Genomic DNA, 24,805 nt, shown 5'->3' with positions numbered 1-24,805 from the left:
AACGGTTTGTGCGTTGACCAGCGGGGTGCTGTTCCTCGCGCATGGGGCCGGGTCTATGATGGGCGAAATCAGTCATTTTGCAATCGTTAAGAGGTCCTAGCATGAGCAATCTGCCGCACCCGAAAGGGGCGCCGCCGGCCAAGCCGCCGCGCGAGATGTGGTCCACCCGTAAAGTCTTCATTCTCGCCGCCATCGGTTCCGCCGTCGGCCTGGGCAATATCTGGCGCTTTCCCTACGTTGCCTATGAAAACGGCGGCGGGGCGTTCATCATTCCGTATCTGGTCGCACTTCTGACGGCCGGTATCCCGCTGTTGTTCCTCGATTATGCAGTGGGACACCGCCACCGGGGCTCCGCGCCGCTGGCCTACCGGCGTCTGACGCCGAAAGCCGAAGGGCTCGGCTGGTGGCAGGTCGCCATCTGCTTCATCATTTCCATCTACTACGCGGTGATCATCGCGTGGGCCGGCATGTACATGATCTTCTCGTTCACCGAGGCCTGGGGTGATGATCCGCAGGGGTTCTTCCTCGGGGAATTCCTTGAGGTCAGCGAGAACGTCAACATCGGCTTCGACTTCGTGCCGAATGTGCTCATTCCGCTGGTCATTGTCTGGGCCTTGGTGCTGCTGGTCCTGGCCGCCGGCGTCCAGAAAGGCATCGGCCGGGCCAACATCATCTTCCTTCCGCTGCTGCTGGTAATGTTCCTGATCCTGGTAGTCCAGTCGCTGTTCCTGCCCGGCGCGGCCGACGGGCTGGACGCTCTGTTTACCCCGGATTGGGGTGCGCTGACAAACACCGGAGTCTGGGCGGCGGCCTATGGCCAGATCTTCTTCTCGCTGTCCGTGGCCTTCGGCATCATGGTCACGTACGCGTCCTACCTCAAGCGCAAGACGGACCTGACCGGCTCGGGCTTTGTGGTGGCCTTCGCCAATTCCGGTTTCGAGATCCTGGCCGGCATCGGTGTCTTTGCCGCCGTCGGCTTCATGGCCTTCACCGCGGGCGCAGAGGTTGGCGACGTCGCCGGTTCCGGCGGTATCGGCCTGGCCTTCATCGCGTTCCCGACCATCATCTCCGAGGCCCCGCTCGGCGCGCTGCTTGGCGTGCTCTTCTTCGGATCGCTGGTCTTCGCCGGCTTCACCTCGCTGATCAGCATCATCGAGGTGATCATCTCGGCAGTGCAGGACAAGCTGGGCATGGGACGGGTGAAGACCACGTGGATCGTCGGTATCCCGCTGGCACTGATCTCGATCCTGCTGTTCCCGACCACCACGGGACTGAACCTTCTGGATGTCACGGACGCCTTCGTCAACAACTTCGGCATTATGGCCTGTGCGTTCGTCACGGTCCTGCTGCTGACGTACGCCTTCCGGAAGCTGCCGCTGCTGGGCGGGCACGTCAGCGACGTGTCCTCGATCAAGCTCGGGCTTGGCTGGCGGATCCTCGTGGGCATTTTGTCCCCCATCGTCCTCGGCTACATTCTGATCAGCGAGCTGATCAAGAAAATCCAGGAAGGCTACGGCGAGATGCCGACGTGGTTTGTGGGCGTCTTTGGCTGGGGAATGGTGGTGGCGCTGATCGTGGTTGCCCTGGTCCTGTCCCTCATTCCGTGGAGCAGCAAATCCGCGGCCAACGATCCTGTGCTGGATGCGCCGAATAAGAAAGAGGTAAGCAAATGAGCACCGCGGCCATCGTCATGCTGATCATTTCCATCCTGACTGTTTGGGGAGGCCTTGGCCTCGCGCTGGTCAACCTCCAGCGGCACCCGGAAGACGACACCCGAATGCCCGAGGAGCACGCACCGGAGCTCTGATGCCCGTTCGCTCCTTCTGTCGATGCCCCGTTGTCTGCGCAGCGGGGCATCGACGTGTCCGGGGTACATGGCTGGCTGGACAAGTGCACGAACGGCAGTGCCGGTCCGTGTGCAGGAAGCTATGGCTGCGGGCCGGGCCGGGGGCATATTGTCGCAGTGTTGCGGCAATCACAGCCGCTGACCGGTTATGCGCGTTACGGCCTGAGGCCAGAAAAGGGATGTAAACCGTGGTTCAGACCCTGCAGAACTTCATTAACGGCGAATTCGTCACTCCCGCCGGAACCGAGCTGCTCGACATCATCAACCCGACCAACGGCGAAGTGGTGGCCCAGTCCCCGGTCTCGGTTGAATCCGACGTCGATGATGCGATGGCTGCGGCCGCAGCGGCGTTCAAGACCTGGAAGCACGCCACACCCAGCCAGCGCCAGTTGCTCCTGCTCAAGCTCGCGGACGCGCTGGAAGCCCACAGCGAGGAATTGGTCGAGGCGCAGCACCGCAACACCGGCCAGGTCAGGGAAATGATTGCCTCCGAGGAGGTAGCTGCCGGCGCCGACCAGCTGCGCTTCTTCGGCGGAGCCGCACGCCTGCTCGAAGGCAAGTCCGCCGGCGAGTACATGGAAGGACACACCTCCTTTGTGCGCCGGGAACCGATCGGCGTGGTCGCACAGGTGGCGCCGTGGAACTACCCGCTGCTCATGGCCGTCTGGAAGATCGGTCCGGCCCTGGCCGCCGGGAACACCGTGGTGCTCAAGCCTTCCGACACGACGCCGGAATCCACTTTGGTGCTGGCCCGGCTGATCAAGGACATCTTCCCGGCCGGCGTCGTCAACGTGGTGCTCGGCAACGGCGGCACAGGTGCAGCTATGGTGGAGCACAAGATCCCGGGCCTGGTCTCCATCACAGGCTCCGTCCGCGCCGGAATTGCCGTGGCCAGCGGAGCAGCCAAGGGCCTGAAGCGCGCACACCTGGAACTGGGCGGCAAGGCTCCGGCCATTGTCTTCGCCGATGCCGACATCAAGAAGAGCGCCGCGGCCATCGCCGAGTTCGCCTTCTTCAACGCCGGCCAGGACTGCACCGCCATCACGCGCGTGCTGGTGGAGGAATCCGCCCACGATGATCTGGTCAACGCCATGGTCGATCACACCAGGACGCTCCGGACCGGCTCCGACAATGACGCCGAGAACTACTTCGGGCCACTGAACAACATCAACCACTTCAATGCCGTGAACGCCGTCATGGACGCGCTGCCGGCGCACTGCACGGTCGCCGTCGGCGGCAAGCGCGCAGGCGACAAGGGGTTCTTCTACGAAGCGACCATCGTCACCGGGGCGAAGCAGACAGACGATATTGTGCAGCAGGAAACGTTCGGCCCCGTCATTACCGTGCAGAAGTTCGGTACGGAGGCCGAGGCCGTGGAGATGGCCAACGACGTCGAATACGCCCTGGCCTCCAGTGTCTGGACCAGCGACCATGGCACGGCCATGCGCGTCTCCCGCGACCTGGACTTCGGCGCCGTCTGGATCAACACCCACATCCTGCTCACGGCAGAAATGCCGCACGGCGGATTCAAGCAGTCCGGCTACGGCAAGGACCTGTCCATGTACGGCGTCGAGGACTACACCCGCGTCAAGCACGTCATGAGCGCCCTGGACGCTTAAGCACCAAACAAACCTACCTACCTGAACCAGTTGAAAGGCTAAGAAATGACCACTCAGGCTACCGAGCCCCAGTTCCGGCTCGAGCAGAAGCGCAAAATCCTCGGCGACTTCCCCGGACCCAAGTCTGTTGAACTCGCTGCCCGCCGTGCGAAGGTCGTCGCCGGCGGCGTCGCCTCCAGTGTGCCGGTCTACGTGGCCGACGCCGACGGCGGCATCGTCCAGGACGTCGACGGCAACTCATTCATCGACCTGGGCTCGGGTATCGCCGTGACCAGTGTCGGCGCGTCCGATCCCGCCGTCGTCGGCGCCGTCAAGGAGCAGGTGGAGCACTTCACGCACACCTGCTTCATGGTCAGCCCGTATGAGGGTTACATCGCGGTTGCCGAGCAGTTGAACGAGCTGACCCCGGGCGACCACGACAAGCGCACCGTGCTGTTCAACTCCGGCGCCGAAGCGGTGGAAAACGCCGTCAAGGTGGCCCGCATTGCTACCGGGCGCACCGCCGTCGTCGCCTTTGACCACGCCTACCATGGCCGCACCAACCTCACCATGGGCCTGACGGCGAAGGCCATGCCGTACAAGTCCAGCCCGGCCGGCAGCTTCGGCCCGTTCGCACCGGAAATCTACCGCGTGCCGATGAGCTACCCGTTCCGCGAGGAAGCCGACATCAAGGGCGAGGACGCGGCCCGCCGCGCGATCACTATGATCGAGAAGCAGATCGGCGCCGAAAACGTCGCCGCGATCCTGATCGAGCCGATCCAGGGCGAGGGCGGCTTCATTGTCCCGGCCGAGGGCTTCCTGCCGGCCCTGGCCGCATGGGCCAAGGACAAGGGCGTTGTCTTCATCGCGGACGAGGTCCAGGCCGGCTTCTGCCGCACCGGTGAGTGGTTCGCCTCCGACCACGAGGGCATTGTGCCGGACATCATCACCATGGCCAAGGGCATCGCCGGCGGCATGCCGCTGTCCGCGATCACCGGGCGCGCGGAGCTGATGGATGCTGTGCATGCCGGCGGACTGGGCGGCACCTATGGCGGCAACCCCGTGGCCTGCGCCGCCGCGCTGGCTGCCATCGAAACCATGAAGGAGCAGGACCTGAACGCCCGGGCCCGCTCGATCGAGTCCCAGGTGCGGGCACGGCTGGAGAAGCTGGCGGCCGAGGTGGATATCATCGGCGAGGTGCGTGGCCGCGGAGCCATGCTGGCGCTGGAATTCGTGCAGCCGGGTACCGCCGGTACCACCAAGGATCCGAACGCCGAGGCAACCAAGGCGATTTCCGCCGCCTGCCTCAAGGAAGGCGTCATCATCCTGACCTGCGGTACCTACGGCAACGTGGTCCGTCTGCTGCCGCCGCTGGTCATCGGCGACGACCTGCTGTCGGATGCCCTCGACGTGCTCGAGGGCGCCATCCGCGCGGCCGCCGCCTGACCGTTTAGCGCATCTGCCTGAGGGGGCAGGGCCCGGCAAGCGCCGGGCCCTGCCCCCTCGGTGCTTCCGGAGCCGGCTGGTGAAATGTGTCCTGCCTCACGGTAGAGTCTGCTCATAATGCTCATGCGGTAACCGCCGCGGCGGTGGAGGGTGGATCGGATGCGATATGTCGTGGGGTACCAGCCGGATGACCGGGGAGCCGATGCCATCGCGCTGGCGGTAGCCATTGCGCGGGCGCAGGGGACCGGGCTGGACATCGTCTACGTAGTGCCGGAGAACGCGCCCTATGTAGCCGTCAATCCGCAGGGCAAGCGCATCAGCGCCGGCGAACAGGAGGTCCTGACCGCGCGCCGCGAAGCGCTCAAACTGGTGCCTTCGGATATCGACGCCGAATTCCGGGTGGTGGACTCGGATTCTTTCGCCGAAGGCCTGATCGAAACAGCCACTGCACAGTCGGCCGCGCTGATCGTCATCGGTGCCGCCTCCAACGGGTTGTTCAAACGGTTTTCGGTAGGCAGCGTTGCCAACGCCTTGCTGCACGCCTCACCGGTCCCCGTGGCCCTTGCGCCGCGCGGCTACCAGCGGAAGGGGCCGCTGACCCGGCTCACGGCCTTCATCGGCGAGCGGCAGGGCGCGCAGACGGCCCGGGATGTGGCCCTGCGGGCAGCGGGCCGCCGTGGCCTGCCGCTGCGGCTGGTCTCGCTCGTGGCACTGGACACGCAGGAACGCTCAGACTCCGGCGAGGCGATACACCAGGCGCATCTGCATGCCAATTCCGTGCTGGCCGAAGCCGCCACCACCGCGCTGGACGGAACCGCAACCGTCACCGTGGCGCACGGACGAAGCATCGAAGAGGCCATCGACAGCCTGGACTGGGACGAGGGCGAACTCGTGATCATCGGCTCCAGCCGGCTCGCCCAGCACAACCGGCTGTTCCTGGGCAGCACGGCGCTGAAGGTGCTACGGGCGCTGCCAGTGCCTATGGTCGTGGTCCCGCGCGAAGGCGTTCACGGGCTGGATGCGCCCGGCCACGTCTGACCGGTTCAGGCGGCAACGGGTTGAGGCAGCTTGCGGTAGGAAGCGAACATGTCCGTGGTCAGGATGATCAGGGACAGCCAGATCAGGCCGAACCCGATCCACCGTTCCAGCGGCATCGGCTCGTTGAAGACGGCCAACGCGATGATGAACTGGATCAACGGGGCCAGATACTGCAGCATGCCCACCATGCTCAGCGGCAGGCGCCGGGCCGCAGCTCCGAAGAACAGCAAGGGCAGTGCCGTGATGAGCCCGCCGGCAGCCATCAACCAGAAATGCCCGGGCCCGTTGTCGAGCAGGGTTGCCTGCCCCTGGACCATCAGCACCGCCATCACGGCCCCGGCGAGGGGAGTCAGCACCAAGGTCTCCACGCTCAGGCTTGAGACGGCGTCCACCTTGGTACCGACGTTCTTCTTGACCAGACCGTAGAAGCCGAAGCTGAAGGCCAGGACCAGCGACAGCCAGGGCACGTTGCCGTAACCGAAAGCCAGCACCAGGACGGCGATGAACGCCACGGCCAGGGCCACCCATTGGGCCCGCCGGAGCCGTTCCTTCAGGATGAGCACCCCAAGCAGGACGGAAATCAGCGGGTTGATGAAGTAGCCGAGCGAGGCCTCCACCGTACGTTCGCTGAGCACGGCGACGGTGTAGGTCAGCCAGTTGACGGCGATGAGTGCCGCTGCCAGCGAAAGCGTTCCCAGGGTGCGCTTGTCCACCAGCGCAGCTTTGAAGGGGCGCCAGCTGCGCATGGCCGTCATCAGCAGCACGCAGAACAGCAGCGACCAGACCACCCGGTTGGCCACTATCTCCAGCGGACCGGCCGGCTCCAGGATGGCGAAGTAGAGCGGCAGGATGCCCCACAACCCGTAGGCAGCCAGCCCGAAGAGCAGGCCCGTGTTGTGTTCGCTGCGCGGTTTCCTGCCCTTGGGGCCGGCCGCTACTACATCCGTCTCCGCCGTGGCATCCAGATCGGGGGCGACGGCAGTTAACTGCTGGCTGGGAGGGGAGGCGGGATCGCCGTCGTTAGTTGACACAGAGCCCATAACATCACCGGCAGGCCGGGTATTCCAACCCATCGTCTGGTGGGCTCATGAGGCGACCGCCTCAGCCGGGCAGCTGGCCGGAAAGTTTGCCCGCGAGTTCTGCCCAGGCCTCCAGCGGGTGTTTCCCGCCGGGGGCAGGTTCCTGCGCGTAGTTCACGGCCAGGGACTGCACCGGCGGAACGCCGATCAGCCGAGCGCGCGGTCCCGCGGCTGCCAGCGCCTGTCGTGCGCCATAGTCCCGGAGCGTCTCGGAGCCGAAGAACGCACAGGCCGGAACGGACATCCCGGTGAAACGCGCCGGGCGGGCTAGATTGCTGAAGCCCACGGCATGGCCCAGAACGGCGGTGCGGGCGTGGCTGCGGTGCATCCGCGCGGCAAAGGCGTCCAGCTGGTCCGAGTCCAGCGGATCGGCGCTTTCCGCCAGGAGTTCCACGCTTTCATGGACCCCGGCGGCGGATCGTTCCACCGTGACGACGGCGATCGCAGCTGCCGCCGTCCCTACGCGCGGCTGCCCCACGGCGACCAGCACCGAGGTTTCCGGTGCCCGGTCATAGCAGTGGGCCGTGACCGCCGCGGTGTCCCAGGGTTCACTGACCGGTTCGGCCCGACCCCATCCGACGGGCGGGTAGCCGGTGAGTTCGGTGAACAGCTGCGCGGTGAAGTCCCCGATGCGGGTGCCCAGGCTCGCCGGGTGAATAGTCTCCGTCCGGACATGGAGCAGGCCGCCGGGCGTGCGCGGGGTCAGCAGGAAGTCCTCGGCGAGTTCGTCCAGCGGTTCGAAAACCTCACCGTTCCAGGTGTGGACCCGGCCGGTGAAGCCGTCATAGAACGTGCCGTCCGCGCTGGTGGCCAGCCATTGGCAGCCCGGCTCCGAGAGCAGCATGCTCAAGGGCAGGCTGATCGCGGCAGTACCCGGTGTCAGCACGGCGAAGTGCCGTCCGTCTTCTTGGGCGGCCGCGTGCGACTTGGCGATCCAGGGCGAGAGGTAGGTGACGGGTTTGTCCTGGAAAAGGACTCCCGTGGCGGCACTGCTGAAATCGAAAGCGGAGGCGTGGGTCACGGCTGCACCTGCCCGGGAACGACGACGGCGCCCTCGCACCGGCGGGCGAGGGCATGGCAGAGGGCGTCGGCCCTGGCGGTGGCGTCGGGGAGCCCGTCGCGGACGTGGACGTCCTGCCACCAGAGCGGTTCGGCGGAGGGATCTCCGGTACCGGGGGTGAAGACGGCTGGCACCCGGACGCCGGGCACCGCGGAGACGTCCGCTCCGGCGAGCAGCCGCTGCACCTCCTGCGGGACGCGGACCAGGCGCGGCAGCTCGAGCACCAGCTCCACCTCGCCGTCGTCGGTGAAGAGTTCCAGCAGGGAGTTCTCCGCGGTTTCCCTGACATTGAGCTCCGGCACGGTGGCGACCATGGCCTCGACCACGGTGCGCTGGTCCGGTTCCCGCAGGCTGATGACGGTCCAGTCACTGCTCATCGGTGTCGGCCTCCGTTGCGTTGTAGTAGAGCTGGACGGTGCTCACGGGCTTGCCCGACTGCACCAGCTGCGCCCGGCCCGGCGGCAGCGCACGGGCGCGGATGCCGTTCAGCAGTGCGCCCTCGCCGCGGTCGCCCGACATCAGGATGCCGGTGCTGCCCGAATCGCGCAGCGACATAAAGAAGGCCTCGTACATGCCGCGGCTGGCCCCGCGCACGCGGCGCGAGAGCACCGCGTGCAGGCCGATCTCCGGGCCCAGCGGCAGGTACGGCGTCAGCCGGCTCAAGGGGGAGGAGCCGCCCGCGGTGAGAATGTCGTAGTCGTCGATGATGAGCACAACGCGCGGAGGATTCGCACCGGGGTTGGCACCGCCGTCGTTGTTTCCGTTGACGCGTTTGTCCAGTTCCGATGCCACGGCCCCGGCCAGCTGTTCGGCCAGCGCCGGACTGGTGGCATAGCCGCCCAGGTACTCCTCGGGCACCTCGTCGGCCAGGCCGCGCCGGGGGTCGAAGACCGCGAAGACGAGGTTGTCCGGCGTATGCTGCTCGGCCAGCCGGCGGATTACCGAGCGCATGACGTTGGTCTTGCCGGCGCCGTCGTCGCCGAGGACCACCAGGTGCCGGTCCTTGACGTGCATGTCCAGGTGCTCGGTGCCCAGATCCGTCTCACGCAGACCCAGCGGGACACGGCCAGGCCGCGCCGGGGTGACGGCTGTTTCGGCCCCCACCAACGGCGGCAGGACGCGGACCTGCATGGCCCGGTCATCGGTGGAGGCCGCGACGGCGGCAACCAGATCCCGCATGCCCTGGACCGCGGTGTCCGGATCCGGCTCGGAGTCGATCCGGGGCAGGGCGATGTGGCCGATGAGCTTCTGCTCCATCAGGCCGCGGCCCGGCCGGTCGGCGCCGATGGACTCGGCGAGCTTGCGGCCGAAGTTCGATTCGGCGGGATCGCCCAGGCGCAGTTCGATCCGGTTGCCGAAGAAGCTCTGCTGGGCAATGCGGACCTCGTTGGTGCGGGTGGACGTCACAATCGTGTGGATTCCGTAGCCGCCGCCGCGGGAGATGATCGAGTGGACCTTCTTCTCGACGTCGTCGAACTCGTCGCTGAGCTGGCTGTAGCCGTCCAGCACCAGCACGATGTCCGCGCTGGCCAGTTCCGGAATCATGCCCTGGGCACACATTCGGCGCAGCGTCTGCAGCGAATCGATCTGGTACCGCTCGAACAACTGCTCGCGGGTATCCAGCATGGCCGCGATCTCCTCGATGGTGCGGCGCACCACTTCGCGGTTGGTGCGCACCGCCACGCCGCCCACGTGCGGCAGCCCCTCCAGCGGCAACAGGCCGCTGCCCAGAAGATCGACGGCGTAGATGCCCACCTCGGAGGGGCTGTGCGTGAGGGCCAGGCTGCAGACAATGGTGCGCAGGGCTGTGCTCTTGCCCGACTGGGGCCCGCCGACAATGATGGCGTTGCCGCCGGCATTGTTCAGGTCCAGTTCCCATAGGCCCTGCCATTGCTTGGCTGGGTCATCCAGGAGGCCGATCGGGACACGCAGGTTACCGCCCTTGGCCAGCCGGATGCCCTGGCTCGTGGCGGCGACGGAGCCGGCCGCAGTGTCCAGTGCGATGCCCTTCGGCAGGGGCGGCAGCCAGATGGGCTGGACCGAGCGCGGGAAAGTGCGCAGGGTTTCCATCAGCGTGGACATGACCGTGGGGCCGGTGGTCCGCTGCGAGGCCTTGGTCCGCAGCCCCGACTTTGCCGGTTTGCTGCCGGCGGCACCGGTTGCAGCGTCTTCGAGCACGGCGGCGTAGCGCGGGACGGCCAGCACCAGCTCCTGGGACTCTTCCTGTTCCTCTTCCGGTTCCTCCACCTCCACCGGGCCGGAAACATAGCCCGATTTGAACCGCGTGTAGGTGGTGGTGTCCACCTTCAGGTAGCCGAAACCGGGGACCGGAGGCAGATGGAAGGCATCCGGGGTATCCAGCACCGTGCGGGACTCGGATTCGGAGAGGGTGCGCAGGCCGATCCGGTAGGAGAGGTAGGTGTCCAGGCCACGCAGCTTGCCGCCCTCGATCCGCTGGCTGCTCAGCAGCAGGTGCACGCCGATGGACCGGCCGATGCGGCCGATGGAGAGGAACAGCTCGATGAAGTCCGGCCGCGCCGTCAGCAGTTCGCCGAACTCGTCGATAATGACCACCAGATGCGGCAGCGGGTCCATTTCTTCGCCCCGGGCCAGGCGTTCCTGGCGGTGCAACTGGTAGTCGGTGATGTTGGCGATATTGCCCGCGGCCTTGAGCAGTTCCTGCCGCCGGAGGATTTCGCCGTTCAGGCTGGCGTAGACGCGCTCGATCAGGGTCAGGTCATCGGAGAGGTTGGTGATAATGCCCGTGACCTGCGGGGCACCCTCGAACGGGGCGAAGGTGGCCCCGCCCTTGAAGTCCACCAGCACCATGGCCAGCACATCGGGGGAGTGGGTGGCCAGCAGCCCGAGCACCAGGCTGCGCAGCATCTCCGACTTGCCCGAACCCGTAGCCCCCACGCACAGCCCGTGCGGGCCCATGCCGAACTGGGCGGATTCCTTCAGGTCAAGCATGGTGGGCTTGCCTCGGTCATCCGGGCCGAGCGGGACGCGCAGGAAGTCGATTTCGCTGCGCGGCTGCCACAGCCTGCGGATATCCGCGGCGTCCAGGCGGGGGGAGAGGCCTAGCATTTCCAAATAGCCCACAGAACTCTCGGCGCTGTTGTGCTCAAGCGAGTCCGGTGAGAGCCGCATCGGCGCCAGTTCGCGGGCCAGCGATTCGGCGGTCGCCAGCGGCAGGTCATCCAGCAGGCCTTCCTCGGTCCCGGGCTCAACCGGGTCCTCGCGGTAGTTCTGGCACAGGAAGCTGCGCGGGCCGGCGGTCGTCTCGCTGATCCGGATGCTCACCTCGCCCGGTTCGTGCCGGCGATTGTCGGTGAGGTAGATGACCGTGGCGCCCAGCTGGCCGGGGGAGGACAGCTTGTCCGGCAGCGCCAGTTCCTGCGGCGGCTCACCGTAGGTGTCGGCGATGACCAGCAGCCGCGGCATGGAGTTGCCCACGCCGGCCTTTAGATGGTTTTTGCGCGCTTCAGCAGCGATGGTGGAGCGGTTCTGCAGGTCGTCCTTGAGCAGGTCGGAGAGGGAATCGAGCGAGGGCGCCAGGCGGCGGACAGGTCCGGTGCGGTGCGTCCGCGACTGGTCCGCCAGGTGCGGCAGCCACGTAGCCCAGGCCCAGTCGTCGTACCGGTCCTCCGGCACGGACAGCGCGATGTGCAGATCCTCCGGGGAATGGAAGGCGGCGGCCTCCACCAGCAGGTTCCGGCAGACGGCCAGGGCGAACTCGCGGGAACCGACCAGGCTGACGTTCCCGGCCGAGTCCAGCGGAATGGTCAGCGGCAGCTCCGGCGAAGCTTCGAAGCGCTGGCGCAGGATCTGCAGTTCGGTGGTCATGAACCGGTCCGCCTGCTGCAGGCCGGAGCTGGAGTCATTGACCCTGATCTCCCGGTTCCGCCGTTCGCCGCTGCCGATCCGCACGTCCAGGAAGTCCTCGTTGCGCCGGCGGCGTTCCCAAATTCGCTTGGGGTTGCGGATGATGTCGAACAGGGCCGACGGCGGGGGGCTGCTCACGCGGGCAACCTTGATGGCGCGCTGCTCATCGGTGCGCAGTTCGGTCCGCGCGCGCTCCAGATATTCCAGGTAGTGCTCGCGCTGGTCGCGGCTCTGCCGGGCCTGCTTGCCTTTTTGGCTGACCATCATGGCGATGGAAGCCAGGATGGTCACAATCATCATCAAAGCACCGACGGCGGCCAGCGACGATCCGCGGAAGAGCATCATGACCGTCATGGACGCGCCCGCGCCGAGCAGCGGCACCAGCGACATCATGTTCATGCCGCTGCGGCCCTCGTTCACGGGCGGCGGCGCATCCAGGGCGTAGGGTTCAACGGTGCGCGCCGGCGGTGTGGTCCGGGCCGGGCGGTGGATCAGCTTGACGCTCATATCACCGGTTCCCATTGGCTGCGTGAAGCGCCGTGGACGCCAGCGTGGTGGCATCCAGCCGGGTCTGCGGTGCCAGCAGGCCAAGGTCGATTTCGACACCGGCGGCCAGATGCCGGTCGTAGGGCAGGGCGAGCACGTCCAGGCCTTCGCGGCTGAGCCGGACCGCCTCCTTGACCGGATCCAGCGGCGCATCGGAATCGGTGCTGGTCACCACGGTCAGCAAGGGCAGCGCGTGTGTGGCCGGATCCTGCCGCCAGGCGCGTGCGTAGCTGAGCGCGTCATTGACCCCGGAAACGGTGGCCGGAACCACCTGCACCACGGCGTGCGAGGACTTGATGGCCCATACGCTGTCCGGGTGGCTGATGCCGGTGGGACAGTCGATCAGCGTGATTGGGAAGTAGCGGCTGACCGCGGTCAGGGCGTTGCCCAGCGCCGGGTACTCCGCGCGCGGCTGCCACAGCCGGACGCCGGTGGCGTAGAGATTGGCCTCGGCTGCCCTCATCCGGCCGGCCAGCTCGGCGTGGCTCGCGGGGGTTCCACTAACGACGGCGGAGGCCAGCTCGTCGACGGACGGCGCCTGTTCGAGGCCAAGACGCAGCGTCAGTGAGCCGAGTCCAGGATCGTTGTCCACGGCGGCCACTGAGTCCTGGCGCATAGCGGCAAACACGGAGGCGAGCAGCGCCGTCGTCGTTGTCTTGCCGGCACCGCCGCGCGAACTGATGACGGCGATGCGGCGGCCAGTGGTGACCGGTTCCTGAGCTCCGGCGGCGGCCGCGCTGAGCCGCTGCGGATAGTCGTCGGAGCGGAAGAGGCTGGTGAGCTGGCGCAGAACACGGGCGCCGGCGGGCAGTCCCTGGCGGGTGCGCAGGCGGCGGCGGAAGGTGTCGGTGGAGGTTTCGAAGCCGCCGAAACCGCCGAAGCCGCCTTCTGAGGTGGCCTGGGCTGCCTGTGCTTCGCGCCGGGTCTGCGGCGCCGGCTGGGGAGTCCACGGATCGTACGTCACTGGGGCTTCCTTCCCAAGGAGCGGGGTCGGGCTGGGGTTGCGGGCCGGTCTGCGGTGGCGGTGCGTGCCGGACTCATGAGCCGAAGCTCGCCAGCAGCTGGGCGAAGAGTCCGAACAGCCCGAGGATCAGCGGCACGGTGGCCAGGATGGCGATGGTCTCGATCTTGTTCCCGGCCAGGCGCAGGCGCGCGGCGGTGTGCGCCGGCAGGCTCAGCGTGAGGACAGAGCCGATGGCCAACGCCGTCACCAGCAGGAGCAGGCCCACCAGCCATTCGGAGCCGTCCAGCAGCCGCAGGGCGGATAGCGCCAGCGCGGCGACTCCCACTGAGGCGGCGATGTAGAGCGAGACCCGCTCGGCTGCCAGCGGAAAGGAACGAGCCCGCAGGCTTGAGGCGAGGACCAGTGCGGCCAGCAGCGGCAGCGTCCACGCCTGCTGGGCCGAGTCCGTGCCCAGGATCCACAGCGCCGCGGCGATGGACAGCGCCGTCAGCACGGTGCCCAGCGCCAGGGTCCGGTGCGCGGCGCGGATGGCGTCCAGGGCATCGGCACGCCGGATGGCGCCGCCCTGGGAACGCTGGTCATCCAGGGTGGCCAGGCCGGAGACGGACAGGGCGATCTTCGGCGTCAGGCCCAACAGCACAATGCTGATGGCCCCGGAGATGGCTGCTGCCCGGACCGGATCACCGGAGAAAAACCCGCACGCGGCCCAGATAACGGTCAGTGCGGCCACCGTTCCCGCCGCACCGAACATGGCCTTGGACCGGCCCAGCACTGCCCCGACGGCGGCAAAGGCCGCGGTAGAGAGCAGCGCGAGGACCAGCAGTTTCAGCTCGATCCCGAGGTCCAGGAGCAGGACGGAGCCGAGCCCAAAGAGCCAGCCGGTACCGGCCAGGGTCAGTCCCACGTTCCTGCGCTGCGGCATCCCGAACATAGTCGACGCGGCCAGCAGGGCAACGGCGACCGCCAGCAGGATCCACCAGCTGCTGCCGCCTGCGAACGAGCCCAGCAGTATTTCCGCGGCGCCCCAGCTGCCCAGGGCTGCGAAGGCACCCGCCGTCAGGTGGCGGAAGCGCTCGTCCCAGCGCCCGCCCACCGACTCGGTTTCCTCGACAACCGTATCCGTGACGTCATAGACGACGGCGGGCGGCGGAGCATCGGAGGCGTTGAACAAGGTGAGCTTGCCGCCGTCGCTGACACCGGCGTCGGACAAGGTCAGTTGGTCGGACAAAGGTTCGCCGGAGGCCTGGACCAGCACCTTGGCCGCGACCTCGTCACGCGGTGAATCCGCCATCAGGTCGAGAATCTGCGGCATCAGGGTGCCCACCGGCTGGTCTGCCGGCAGCAGCAGATCCAGGTGCCGGCTTTCGCCGATCAGCGTGACGCGGGTAAAAGCGAGGGGCATCGGTCAGGCTCCCGGACGTAGATTTTCGAGGGGCAGCGCCCCGTGCTGCGGATCTTCATGCACCTGCACCCAGGCCGAGGCAGAGCGTTCCTGCTGCTTCTGCCGCTGTTCGCCCAGCAGGTTGCTGACAAAGGAGTAGCCCACGCAGATTGCGGCAATCAGTGCGGCCAGTGCAATGCTGAACAGGAACAGCCTCAAGCTGTCCATCCAGCGGCGCTGGTTCGGATTCCCGCCGTACAGCAGCGCAGAGGTCAGCCGGTTGCGCCGGACCACCACAGACTCGATGAGCTGACTGTCGTAGTCGTTGGCCATGCAGGCACTCCTCTTCTGGCGTCGGTTTCGTGTGGCTGGCGGTGCTCGTCGGCTCTGCGGCCGGGCAACGCGTATCCATCATGTCATCCCGAAACCGCCAAAAGGCCGGATGACCGGCCGAGTGGGGAGTTCTACCCATGCTGAACGGTTGCGGCGGATGTGGCGTTTGGGATTCTATTGAGCTAACCGGTTACCGCAGACCCCTTACAGTCTCCAAAGCTTCTGCTGGTAATTCTTGCGAAACGATCAACCAGTTCAGACGAGAGCGCAGCCAAGCGCCATAAAGGTGGTAATGATGAAATTTGATATGGGCTCACAGACCCTGTCGCAGCTGACCTCGCAGACCGGAGGCTCCAACGAGGACATGGGCCAGCTGGTCCGGAACCTGGTTGACGCGGTAGCGCCGCTCGAAGGCAAGTTCAACGGCCAGGCCCGCGTGAAGTTCGACGAGTTCAAGGCCCGCGCCGACGAAATCGCCAACAACCTCAATGGTGCGCTCGCCGCGATCCTCACCGGCCAGAGCGAAATGGACCTGGCGTTCCACACCGGCGACCAGGAGTCGGCCGACAACGCCTCGCAGCAGCAGGGCGCCGCGAATTTCGACGCCGCCAACTTCAGTTCTTCGCGCTAGTCACTCCGGCCTCCAGCAGCGGCCATCCCTGAAAGATCTCATTTCCCCGGCGCCACCGCCGGATCTCCGAAAGGAACAGCTATGTCCCAGGACCGTCTTACTTACGACACCGACATCTCCGCCCAGGTACAGGGCGAAATCCAGTCCATCGTCGGCCGGCTCGAAAGCCTGATCGCCGAGCGCGACAAGGCCGTTGCCGCCGCCATGTCGGATTACCAGGCCGACGGCGTCTCCGAGGAGTACCAGGGCGTGGAATCCCGCTGGAAGAACGCGGCCGGCGAGGTCAAGGAAATCATCCGCCTGGTCCGGAGCACCCTTGAGCAGAATGACCAGACTGCGGCAAACACGGGTGCCCGCGCCCGTGCCGCCGTCCAGAACATCGGCTAACCAGCCGGATAGGGCAGCGCCGAAACCCCGGCGCTGCTTTTGGTACGGATCAGGCACGCCAGGCATGGAGGAAAGATGGCAGCGGACTGGGACATTGAATCGGCGACAATCCGATCCATCATCGGTAAGGTGCAGACGCAGACGGAGAAGTATGCGGACCTGTTTGTGGAGTTCGGCGCGGAAGTGAGTTCCATCATGGAAGCCTCGAAGTCGCAGATCATCGGCGAGGCGCTGGTCGGATTGTCCGAGGAGAAGCTGCAGGCAGCCATGACCCAGGTCCAGGGCCGCAGCATCCAGGCCCTCAATTCCACCTCTACCGCGGTCAACGCCATCATCACCGGTGACCAGACGATGGAACAGAACGTCCGGGCGGCCCAGGACACTGCCAATGACGAATACATCCCCGAGCCCGCACCTGCGCCGCACCGGAACGGACCGGTTCCCCAAGCGGTCTGAACGACTTTTGCACCGCCGCCACACATTCACGCATTCACTCACTCGCACACATGAGGTATTGAACCATGGGCTGGAATCCCTCTGAGTTTCCGCCGTTGCCGGACGGCGATGTGCTGGAACAGCACGCCGGCAAGCTGCGGACCAAGGCAGAAGGCATTCAGTCGGCGGCCGAGGAATCGCACACGCTGTGGGCCGGCATGTCCACCGCCTACAAGGGCCCGGGGGACTGGCAGGTCCACACTGCCTTCAACAAGGTGGCCTCCGAGGCGGAAGTTGTCCTGGAGGACGCGAACGCGGTCGCGGCTGCCATCGATACCTTCGCCGAGTGGGCCAGGGAAGCCAAGCGGCGCTACAACGCTCTGTATGCGGACTGGCTCGCGGTGCAGTCCCGGATCGACGACGGCGGCGGTGACTGGCGTGAGGACCAGGACCTGGTCAACGACGACAACAATATCCTCAAGTCCGCCGACGCGTTGCTGGCAGAACATATGGAAGCGGAACGCACGTGTGCGACGGCGATCTCCGGCCTCTTCGATGGGCCCTCGTATGTGGTGACAACGCAGGATGGGCCGGGAGCCAACCAGGTTGCCTATGGCTACACCGCGGACCAGCTTGATGCCGCGGCGGCCGAGGGGAACATTCCCTGGGGCGAGCCGACCGAGTGGGACAAGCCCTGGTACCGCGATGCCCTCGACGGCGTGGTGTCCTTCGGCAAGGGGGTCTGGAGCGGTATCACCGGCACGGTGACCGGCCTGTGGAACATGGTGAACTTCACGGACATGGAGACCTTCTCCGCCACGTGGAAGGGCATTGGCACGCTGGCGCTGGATGTGGCGATCGTTGCCAGCCCCGTTGCCCAGGTGGCCCTGCGCGCCACCGGAAACAAACACATTGTGGACCAATCGGCGGACCGTCTGGTGGCCGTGGGCAAGGCCGCCGTGCACTGGGATGATTGGAAGCGCGACCCTGCCTATGCGGCCGGCGCGTCTGCTTTCGATCTGGCCTCCATCCTGCTCACGGCCGGCGGCGGCGCCGTGGCCAAGACAGGTTCGGTGGCCTCGGCCGTGACCCGAGTCGGCAGCACCGGCAGCCGCGTGGCCAGCGTCGTGAACGCCACCGGACTGACAAAGATCGCCGGCTACACCGGCCGGGTCATCGACCTGGGCAGCGCGCTGAAGATCAACACGGTCAACTTCGCCACGGATACCGCCCGTGTCACCCTCGGCCGGGTGGCACCTGCCGCCGTCCGTGTGGACAACTTCATCAACGACGTCGGCACTTCACTTTCCGGTCCGCGTCCGGCTTACGCCGGGGTTCCCGCCGGCAACGGTCCGGGCCCGGTTAGCACGCGCATCGACAACCTGATCAACCGCTTCGACGCGGAAGGCCCCGCAGGCCCCACCCGTGCTCCTGCGACGCAGGGGACAGCGGCTTCCAGCCGGAACGCGTTCGACGTCGACGGTCAACGTATCAATGATCGTTTTCGCCACCCTGAAGCTCCCCAGCGCGGAACCGCGCAGCCGGACGTCGTCAGCGACCCGGCCCGGCATGAAAGCTACGGGCTGTCCCGTGACGACGCTGATCTCCAAGGCCGAAGCTTGGAGAACGGAGCGCGGTATCCGGAAAGCATCAGTGACGACCTAACCGGCATCGTGGATGAAAAGCAGCCGAAGTTCGGGGTGGACGAGAACGGCACGCCGCTGAGCGAACAGGAGTACGCGAACCGTTACGGGGAGATCAATGACTCAAGTGGCGCGCTCGAATGGGACAGCTATCCCGACAACGCGGGCGCTGTGGAAGGCACTATCCGAACCTATGATTCGCTCGATGACCTGCACGGAGACATCGGCGAAGTGTCGCTGGACCGCATCGGTCCCAACGGCGGCGCCTACCTCGCCGTGGACGGTACTCCGTGGCATATGCGGAGCCTGCCGGTCAACACATTGGGCAAGGAGCTGCACCATTTCGACTTCAATGACCTGCCCGACGGCGTCCGTGTTGAAGTTTCGGAAATCGCACCGGCATTCGGCCGTCCCGGTGGAGGCACCCAGCTGCGGTTCCTCGACGGCAACGACGTCCCTGTCGGTGTAGACGAAGCCATCCGCAGGGGCGGGCTGCAGGAAACCGGTCCTCGTACCTTTGACAGGCCATGGGCTTCGAATGCAGACAACCCTGTTGACCTCCTGCAGGAACATGGGCTGAAGGTTTCCAGCCGGGCCTCCGTCCTCGACGCGGTAGCTAAAGCAGACATCGAACTCGAGCCGAACACAGTCTATGAGGTTGCCGGGCGAGGAAAGTTCTACACGAATTCATCCGGCAATATCCAGCACGTAGAGGCTACGAGTGGCGAGAAGGGCGGCTGGAACCCGGAATTGAATAATCCCCGCCCGCTGGTGCGTTACCACATTGACGACAACGTGGTCATCGACACTGATGCCGAGGCCCGCCCCGTGGCGCTGCATGCTCATGACATTGAGTACTTCAGCAAGGACCTGGCCGAGAACTGGCGGCACGAATCAAACCAACAGAAAGTCGGAAATCTGGGCGGTACGGACTACGATGGCGGCCACTTGCTGGCCGCAATGTTCGGGGGACCGGGCGAGAAGATCAATCTCATTCCCCAGCTGAACATCCAGAACCGCAATCTGGGCCTGGCCGACCTCACCGCCGTTGAGCGGAGAAAGCTCACCGGAAACGCGCGCACCTGGTATGAGACCGAACTATGGATCCGGGACAGGCTTAAAGATGTCCGGCAAGGGACCGCAAAGCCTGCGGTAACGTGGGACGTAAAGCCGGTCTACCGCTCCGGCGATCCCTCTGCAGTACCCGGCAGAGTCGAGCTGAAGGTCACTATTGACGGGCAGCAGCAGAAGTTTTACTTCCGGAATAAGAGAGGCTGATATTTCATTGGCACAGCTGATCGGCAGCGCCGAATTGGACAGGCTCAATACCCTTGCCAGCGCGAAGTATCCCCACGCCGCAGAAATCCGCCTTGAGATCAACATGTTCGGTACCGCTTTGAGCCTGACCGAATCAGCCCTTGGGGAGGATGGCCGCTGGAAGAACACGGACTTTACAGACCAAGTTGAGTTTGACCCTCAGCTGCTTGATGACGACAAGGTGGCGAGCTACAGCAAGGGGACAGGATCTTGGTTCGAAGCCCGGCTGAGCCTGCGCCGGAATGCGGAAGCATCGTTTGAACGGTTCCCGCAGGACCGCATGGACCGTATCTCGGAAGGGATCGGCATGCCTCTTTCGACGGAATCGATCCAGGACGAGCTCGTGATTTTTCCCCGGTATCGGGAGAACATTCCATCCTGGATGGTCGATTCACTGAACGCCCAGGGGGTAGCTGTTCCGTACCTCGACCCTGCCGATGATCAGGTCGTGTTCGGTGAAGAACGCATCCCGTACGAGGAGCCGAGCCTGTGAGGCGTCGATCCGTTCCGACACACATTTCCCGAGGACGACAGACACATGACTGAACAAACACCCATCATGGTCCGTCAGCAGGAGCTGGTCGAGAGCTTGGCCGCTTGGATGCTCTCGGCCGTTAACACGGAACCGGGCTGGGACCGCATGGTACTCGAGCTCAAGCCGTCCGCTGGTGCCATCCTGACGCGGATCACTCAGGAACGGCAAGGGGCATCCGGGTCCAACACCGGCCAATTGCAGCCGGGTACCACCGCGTTCGATGATGCGGCCGAACTGCACCGGTTGACCGGAGGCACTGACGGCAGGTCGTGGAAGAACGCCGCCATCAACGTCACGGCCCACGGCTGGCCGGACCCGCGCTACAACCTGGATACGTACTTCAACTACGATCAGCCTGCGCCGGATTTCGGACTCGGGGAACCCGAGGATGCAGCCCGGAGCAATGGGGCCGGAGAACACCCAGCTCGGGGTGCCGGCGTCGATAACCGTCTCGTTCGGGAAGCGATCGAGGAGTTCAGCCGCAATCCTGGTCAGCAGGCGGCCGTCAACGTCCTGCGGCAGGTCATCGGATCGGAGCTGCTCCTTGACATTACCGATGCCGGGAACGGCAGGCCGGGCATCTCGATTGTCGAGGCCAATGGGGTCCCAGCGGTGCTTGCCTTCACTTCGCAGGAGACGCTGGCCGCATTCAGGGCCAATACCGGGCGGCCGGGCGCGCCTGCCTCCTGGGTGCAGCGGGGGGAAGAACTGTTGAAGTTCGTCGACAGCAGGCCGGAAGTCCATTACCTCTATCTCGACCCTGCGGGACCGTCCTGCGCTCTTGGCCGGCCGGAGATCCATTTCGCTGTGGCCAGCATGGTCAATCCAGGTCTGAAGGCCGCGGCTGGAACGCAGTCTGCGGCGCCCGCCGTGGCGGAGCTGTCTGCCCAGGGTGCGCGCGTCCTGCTTGCAGACAACAAGGACCAGTCCGGCCAGGGCCGCGGTCCGCTGGTGCTGGCCGGCCCCGAGGGGCAGCCGGTCCTCCCAGTGTTTTCCTCCGGCGTCGAAGTGGCAGCGTTCGATTCTTCCGCCCGCTTCACCGAAGTCGACGCAGCCTGGGTCCTGGATACTATCCGCCGGAACCCCGACCGTGAACTGGTGATCAACCCGGCTGGCCCGTCTGTGGTCATCCGGCACGGCGACCTCTAAGCGTCTGCGGTAATGCAAAAAAGCGTGGAACCACCGCACGCGGATCTTGCTGCCCTGGACCAAACGGTACTGGCGACAGCGGCGCGCTGGTATGGAAGCGGGCCCGCAATTGTGCGACAGGGCAATTGGTCGGTCTTTGATGAAGAAGACTACCGAATGGTAATTAAATGCTCCGGCAGCAACTATGTGGTCTACGACCGTCTTTTCCAGTCCAATGCCGAGCGCCGGCCCCAGTATTTGATCTCGCCAGACCCGGGAACTGTGAACCGCTGCGTCCTGTATATTGCGTCGCAGCGTTATAGGAAACAGCAGGGGCTGCCTTCCCTGCCGCTGGAGGACCACGCGAACGAAAGATTCAGCGGCCGGACAGTATCACCGGAGGGGACCTACCCTACGGTGATCGAGGGCAGTCGCGGGGGAGTGCCCTATTCGGCGGCATTCAGTTTCCGGAACGCGGCCAGGGCGTTCACACATTATGCAGGTGCCCCCCTGGATGAGTTGGTGGAATCCCTTCAAGTTCCGGATGGGAGGCCGCTCTTTCCGCTCCTCTCCCCACCGCCTACACCATCCCCGGCCGGCGCGGCGGCAGCGGTACATGCGGCACGGGACTACATCCCGGCGCCCGACCCCGGCGAAGCCCTGGCCGCATCGGGCGAACGGCTTGCGCAGCATTACGCGCTGCTGTGCCGCGCGAAATCGGGACTCGACGCCATACGGCTGTTTCCACCGCTGGACAGGACACTGATCAGCCCCGGGCCGGAGGAGCTGGTTGCCCTGCGGGCGTTGGGAGACGGCCAGGAACGTTCACCTGAAGCGACGCCCCTGTTCGGCGATTTCTGGTATCTGCCCCAATTGGAACTGGCCGGCCGAGGCGAGGAACTGATGAAGTGGCACCAGAGTACTGCGACGCGCAACCGCAACCGCAACCTCGATGACAGGCTTCGTCCGTCAACGTTCGATGCGGGCTGGATTCCGTTCGCGGCCGCTTCTGACGGTGAAGTCCTGGCCATTGATACCAACCCCGGACCGGCGGGTAACCCGGGGCAGCTGGTCAGCTCCGGCGAGCGGATTGACCATGAACCGACGTACCAGGCGCCGTCCCTGTCTGCGCGGCTGGAGCGGCAAATCCGGCTGCTTCATGCTGACTGCAGCTACTGGGAATTGGGCGACAACGACGACGGCAGCGAGGATTCGCTGCGGCCGATGGTGTCCTATCTGTCCCGGTTCCTCCGGCTGGCCGCCGGACTGCCGGAACCCGAGGAAAGTATGGGTCCCGCGGAAGCTGTTGCCGCCGTCGTGCCCTATCTGGAATTGCTCGGCGTGCAGGTCCAACGTATGGGGGACCGGAGCAGTTGTGAAGCCGGAGAAGTGCCGATTCAGTGGCATGTGCCCCACACCCCCGGCGTGCCGCCCATCACGGTGACCGGACAATCCGGAGAGCGGTCGTTCCTGCTTGCTGCGGACGCAACCCGTTTCATCCTGTGGCAGGCGATGTCCGCGTTGAGGCGTCACAGGGCTTCGGAAGCCGGAAGGTTGTCCGACCTGCTCTTGGTACCGCAGCCCCTGCCGCATGAGATAGCGGTTTCGCCAGATGATGACCGTGTGTACATGCAGTACGGAAATCAGCCGCTGAAAGAAATCATCGGTTACTACGGCCTTCCGCTCTTTCGGGAAGGTCAAATGTACGGGGCATATGAACCAGGCGACTGAACCATCTCCCGGTATACGGCTCTGCCACTGCAGGAGCTGGTCATATCCCTGGTAGCCCCGGATGGCAGGCCGTTGTCCGCCCGGTTCCAACGTCCGACCATGCGCGCCACCTCACTTACGATTCCGACGCTCCGATTGACGAGCTGACCGCAGCCATCGAATTCGACGACGGAGCCCCGCATTTCACGCCTGATCGTCTCGGGTCCGACGGCCGAGGCCACGGGCTGGACTGCTCAAGCCTGGATACGGCCGCGCATATGGCGGCGGCTTGTGGCCAGCGCCACCGTTTTAGGACGTGGGCGACTGCGGCATTTAGAATAGGAAACTGTGCGCTTATTGCGCAAGAGGATTCCCCCGAAAGAAGGACGATCAGTGTCTAACTCAGTTACGGACCGGGAGCAGCGCCCGTTGCGGGTCGCCATCATCGGAGCCGGCCCTGCAGGTGTCTATGCTGCCGACATCCTGACCAAGGCCGAGCGTGACTTCGAAGTCAGCATCGATCTCTTCGACCAGTACCCTGCGCCCTACGGGCTGATCCGATACGGCGTTGCCCCGGACCACCCCCGGATCAAGGGCATCGTGAACGCGCTGCACAAGGTGCTGGACCGCGGTGACATCAGGTTCCTGGGCAACGTCAACTACGGGCGCGACCTCACGCTGAAGGACTTTCGCGACTTCTACGACGCGATCATCTTCGCCACCGGCGCTATCAAGGACGCCGACCTGGATATCCCCGGCGTCGGGCTGGAAGGCTCCTTCGGCGCCGCGAACTTCGTTTCCTGGTACGACGGCCACCCGGACGTTCCCCGCGAGTGGCCGCTGGAGGCCAAGGAGATCGCGGTTATCGGCAACGGCAACGTGGCCCTCGATGTTGCCCGCGTGCTCTCCAAGCATGCCGACGACCTGCTGGCTACCGAGATCCCGGACAACGTTTACCGGGGCTTGAAGAACTCGCCCGTAACCGATGTCCACGTCTTCGGGCGCCGTGGTCCGGCACAGGTGAAGTTCACCCCGTTGGAGCTGCGCGAACTCTCACATTCCCGCGACGTCGACATCGTCCTCTACCCGGAGGACTTCGACTTCGACGAAGGCTCCGACGAGCAGATCCGCTCCAACAACCAGACCAAAACCATGGTCAACACGCTCACCAACTGGCTCGTGGAGGAGCAGGACACCGGTGCCTCGCGCCGGCTGCACCTGCATTTCCTGCACACCCCGGTGGAAATCGTCGAAGGAACCGGCGACGGCGCCGGCAAGGTTGCCGCGATGAAATTCGAGCGCAACGAGCTGGATGGTACCGGCAACGTCCGGGGCACCGGCGAGATCGTTGAGTACCCGGTCCAGGCCGTCTACCGCGCCATCGGCTACTTTGGCTCGGAGCTGCCCGAGGTCGGTTTCGACGAACGCCGCGGTGTCATCCCGAATGAGGGCGGCCGCGTGATCGACACCGAAGGCAACCCGGTTCCGGGCATCTATGCCACGGGATGGATCAAGCGCGGACCGGTCGGCCTCATCGGCCATACCAAGGGCGACGCGCTGGAAACCATCGGTTTCCTGCTGGAGGACCGGCTGGATCTGCCTGCGGCAAAGAACCCCGGCGAGGACGCCATTATCAGCCTGCTCGAGGAGCGCGGCGTCGAATACACCACCTGGCAGGGCTGGCTGAAGCTGGATGAGTATGAGCGCAAGCTCGGTGCCGATTTCGCAGCGGCGAATGACGACGGCGGTGCTCCCGCCGTCCAGCGCGAACGCGTCAAGGTTGTGCCGCGCGACGAAATGGTGCGCGTCTCCCGCGGCTGACACCGGAAACGTCGGCCGGACG

The 24,805-nt window shown here is 65.5% G+C and carries 20 protein-coding genes; 13 read left to right on the top strand and 7 right to left on the bottom strand.

Annotated elements, in window-relative coordinates; translation table 11 throughout:
- Positions 1-101: 101 nt before the first annotated feature.
- The 5 genes from HGO92_RS07680 (at position 102) to HGO92_RS07660 (ending at position 5,928) form a co-directional block, all read left to right on the top strand.
- Positions 102-1,673: a sodium-dependent transporter gene (locus HGO92_RS07680; protein WP_169993408.1), complete on the top strand. Its 1,572-nt coding sequence runs from the start codon at positions 102-104 to the stop codon at positions 1,671-1,673.
- Positions 1,670-1,807, top strand: a complete 138-nt coding sequence (locus tag HGO92_RS07675) for a methionine/alanine import family NSS transporter small subunit (protein WP_169993406.1) — start codon at positions 1,670-1,672, stop codon at positions 1,805-1,807. Before HGO92_RS07680 ends, HGO92_RS07675 begins: the two co-directional genes overlap by 4 nt.
- Positions 1,808-2,034: 227 nt before the next feature.
- The gene (locus HGO92_RS07670; RefSeq protein ID WP_169993404.1) at positions 2,035-3,465 is read left to right on the top strand and encodes an aminobutyraldehyde dehydrogenase; all 1,431 of its coding nucleotides are present in this window, start codon (positions 2,035-2,037) and stop codon (positions 3,463-3,465) included.
- 45 nt (positions 3,466-3,510) lie between these two features.
- Complete coding sequence (gabT, locus tag HGO92_RS07665) at positions 3,511-4,890, top strand: 4-aminobutyrate--2-oxoglutarate transaminase (RefSeq protein WP_169993402.1); 1,380 nt, start codon at positions 3,511-3,513, stop codon at positions 4,888-4,890.
- A gap of 159 nt (positions 4,891-5,049) precedes the next feature.
- Positions 5,050-5,928 (top strand): universal stress protein, encoded by an 879-nt coding sequence (locus tag HGO92_RS07660; RefSeq protein ID WP_169993400.1) that lies wholly within the window; start codon positions 5,050-5,052, stop codon positions 5,926-5,928.
- 5 nt (positions 5,929-5,933) lie between these two features.
- On the opposite strand, the gene rarD is transcribed toward HGO92_RS07660, so the two are convergent.
- From rarD to HGO92_RS23455, 7 genes are all read right to left on the bottom strand, one after another.
- A complete protein-coding gene (rarD, locus tag HGO92_RS07655; protein ID WP_169993398.1) occupies positions 5,934-6,968 on the bottom strand; it encodes an EamA family transporter RarD in 1,035 nt (344 codons plus the stop codon).
- A 61-nt stretch (positions 6,969-7,029) separates the two neighbouring features.
- A complete protein-coding gene (locus HGO92_RS07650) occupies positions 7,030-8,028 on the bottom strand; it encodes a DUF6177 family protein (protein WP_169993397.1) in 999 nt (332 codons plus the stop codon).
- Positions 8,025-8,444, bottom strand: a complete 420-nt coding sequence (locus tag HGO92_RS07645) for a hypothetical protein (protein ID WP_169993396.1) — start codon at positions 8,442-8,444, stop codon at positions 8,025-8,027. Before HGO92_RS07645 ends, HGO92_RS07650 begins: the two co-directional genes overlap by 4 nt.
- Positions 8,434-12,459: a type VII secretion protein EccCa gene (gene eccCa, locus HGO92_RS07640; protein WP_169993395.1), complete on the bottom strand. Its 4,026-nt coding sequence runs from the start codon at positions 12,457-12,459 to the stop codon at positions 8,434-8,436. Before eccCa ends, HGO92_RS07645 begins: the two co-directional genes overlap by 11 nt.
- Position 12,460: 1 nt before the next feature.
- Positions 12,461-13,462, bottom strand: coding sequence for a nucleotide-binding protein (locus tag HGO92_RS07635; protein ID WP_169993394.1), 1,002 nt, complete (start codon positions 13,460-13,462; stop codon positions 12,461-12,463).
- A 73-nt stretch (positions 13,463-13,535) separates the two neighbouring features.
- On the bottom strand, positions 13,536-14,864 hold the full coding sequence (gene eccD, locus HGO92_RS07630) for a type VII secretion integral membrane protein EccD (RefSeq protein ID WP_169993393.1): 1,329 nt from the start codon (positions 14,862-14,864) through the stop codon (positions 13,536-13,538).
- Between the two features lie 3 nt (positions 14,865-14,867).
- Positions 14,868-15,176 (bottom strand): hypothetical protein, encoded by a 309-nt coding sequence (locus HGO92_RS23455; RefSeq protein WP_205834276.1) that lies wholly within the window; start codon positions 15,174-15,176, stop codon positions 14,868-14,870.
- 292 nt (positions 15,177-15,468) lie between these two features.
- On the opposite strand from HGO92_RS23455, the gene HGO92_RS07620 reads away from it, so the two are divergent.
- From HGO92_RS07620 to HGO92_RS07585, 8 genes are all read left to right on the top strand, one after another.
- Entirely contained in the window at positions 15,469-15,807 is a 339-nt protein-coding gene (locus tag HGO92_RS07620; protein WP_335644923.1) for a hypothetical protein, read from the top strand.
- A gap of 81 nt (positions 15,808-15,888) precedes the next feature.
- Positions 15,889-16,194 (top strand): pore-forming ESAT-6 family protein, encoded by a 306-nt coding sequence (locus HGO92_RS07615; protein ID WP_169993392.1) that lies wholly within the window; start codon positions 15,889-15,891, stop codon positions 16,192-16,194.
- Between the two features lie 75 nt (positions 16,195-16,269).
- Positions 16,270-16,650: a DUF6507 family protein gene (locus HGO92_RS07610; RefSeq protein WP_169993391.1), complete on the top strand. Its 381-nt coding sequence runs from the start codon at positions 16,270-16,272 to the stop codon at positions 16,648-16,650.
- Positions 16,651-16,715: 65 nt separating this feature from the next.
- The gene (locus HGO92_RS07605) at positions 16,716-19,550 is read left to right on the top strand and encodes a glycohydrolase toxin TNT-related protein (protein ID WP_169993390.1); all 2,835 of its coding nucleotides are present in this window, start codon (positions 16,716-16,718) and stop codon (positions 19,548-19,550) included.
- Between the two features lie 7 nt (positions 19,551-19,557).
- Positions 19,558-20,082 carry a hypothetical protein gene (locus HGO92_RS07600; RefSeq protein WP_169993389.1) on the top strand — a complete coding sequence of 175 codons (525 nt, stop codon included), beginning with the start codon at positions 19,558-19,560 and terminating at the stop codon, positions 20,080-20,082.
- A gap of 45 nt (positions 20,083-20,127) precedes the next feature.
- Positions 20,128-21,273 (top strand): SseB family protein, encoded by a 1,146-nt coding sequence (locus HGO92_RS07595; protein ID WP_169993388.1) that lies wholly within the window; start codon positions 20,128-20,130, stop codon positions 21,271-21,273.
- A 12-nt stretch (positions 21,274-21,285) separates the two neighbouring features.
- Entirely contained in the window at positions 21,286-22,983 is a 1,698-nt protein-coding gene (locus HGO92_RS07590; protein ID WP_502305984.1) for an Imm61 family immunity protein, read from the top strand.
- A gap of 372 nt (positions 22,984-23,355) precedes the next feature.
- Positions 23,356-24,783 carry an FAD-dependent oxidoreductase gene (locus tag HGO92_RS07585; RefSeq protein WP_169993386.1) on the top strand — a complete coding sequence of 476 codons (1,428 nt, stop codon included), beginning with the start codon at positions 23,356-23,358 and terminating at the stop codon, positions 24,781-24,783.
- The last annotated feature ends 22 nt before the right edge of the window (positions 24,784-24,805 follow it).

The organism is Crystallibacter degradans (assembly GCF_012952295.1).
Classification (GTDB): Bacteria; Actinomycetota; Actinomycetes; order Actinomycetales; family Micrococcaceae; genus Crystallibacter; species Crystallibacter degradans.
The sequence above is the reverse complement of the archived record's forward strand: the minus strand, read 5'-3'. Positions and strand labels throughout refer to the sequence as shown.

Excerpts from the sequence above, each read along its gene's own strand:
- eccCa (WP_169993395.1), bottom strand. The coding sequence starts at position 12,459 with ATGAGCGTCAAGCTGATCCACCGCCCGGCCCGGACCACACCGCCGGCG.
- HGO92_RS07610 (WP_169993391.1), top strand. The coding sequence starts at position 16,270 with ATGGCAGCGGACTGGGACATTGAATCGGCGACAATCCGATCCATCATC.
- gabT (WP_169993402.1), top strand. The coding sequence starts at position 3,511 with ATGACCACTCAGGCTACCGAGCCCCAGTTCCGGCTCGAGCAGAAGCGC.
- eccD (WP_169993393.1), bottom strand. The coding sequence starts at position 14,864 with ATGCCCCTCGCTTTTACCCGCGTCACGCTGATCGGCGAAAGCCGGCAC.
- HGO92_RS23455 (WP_205834276.1), bottom strand. The coding sequence starts at position 15,176 with ATGGCCAACGACTACGACAGTCAGCTCATCGAGTCTGTGGTGGTCCGG.
- HGO92_RS07605 (WP_169993390.1), top strand. The coding sequence starts at position 16,716 with ATGGGCTGGAATCCCTCTGAGTTTCCGCCGTTGCCGGACGGCGATGTG.
- HGO92_RS07615 (WP_169993392.1), top strand. The coding sequence starts at position 15,889 with ATGTCCCAGGACCGTCTTACTTACGACACCGACATCTCCGCCCAGGTA.
- HGO92_RS07620 (WP_335644923.1), top strand. The coding sequence starts at position 15,469 with ATGATGAAATTTGATATGGGCTCACAGACCCTGTCGCAGCTGACCTCG.
- HGO92_RS07590 (WP_502305984.1), top strand. The coding sequence starts at position 21,286 with ATGCAAAAAAGCGTGGAACCACCGCACGCGGATCTTGCTGCCCTGGAC.
- HGO92_RS07680 (WP_169993408.1), top strand. The coding sequence starts at position 102 with ATGAGCAATCTGCCGCACCCGAAAGGGGCGCCGCCGGCCAAGCCGCCG.
- HGO92_RS07645 (WP_169993396.1), bottom strand. The coding sequence starts at position 8,444 with ATGAGCAGTGACTGGACCGTCATCAGCCTGCGGGAACCGGACCAGCGC.
- rarD (WP_169993398.1), bottom strand. The coding sequence starts at position 6,968 with ATGGGCTCTGTGTCAACTAACGACGGCGATCCCGCCTCCCCTCCCAGC.
- HGO92_RS07660 (WP_169993400.1), top strand. The coding sequence starts at position 5,050 with ATGCGATATGTCGTGGGGTACCAGCCGGATGACCGGGGAGCCGATGCC.
- HGO92_RS07595 (WP_169993388.1), top strand. The coding sequence starts at position 20,128 with ATGACTGAACAAACACCCATCATGGTCCGTCAGCAGGAGCTGGTCGAG.
- HGO92_RS07675 (WP_169993406.1), top strand. The coding sequence starts at position 1,670 with ATGAGCACCGCGGCCATCGTCATGCTGATCATTTCCATCCTGACTGTT.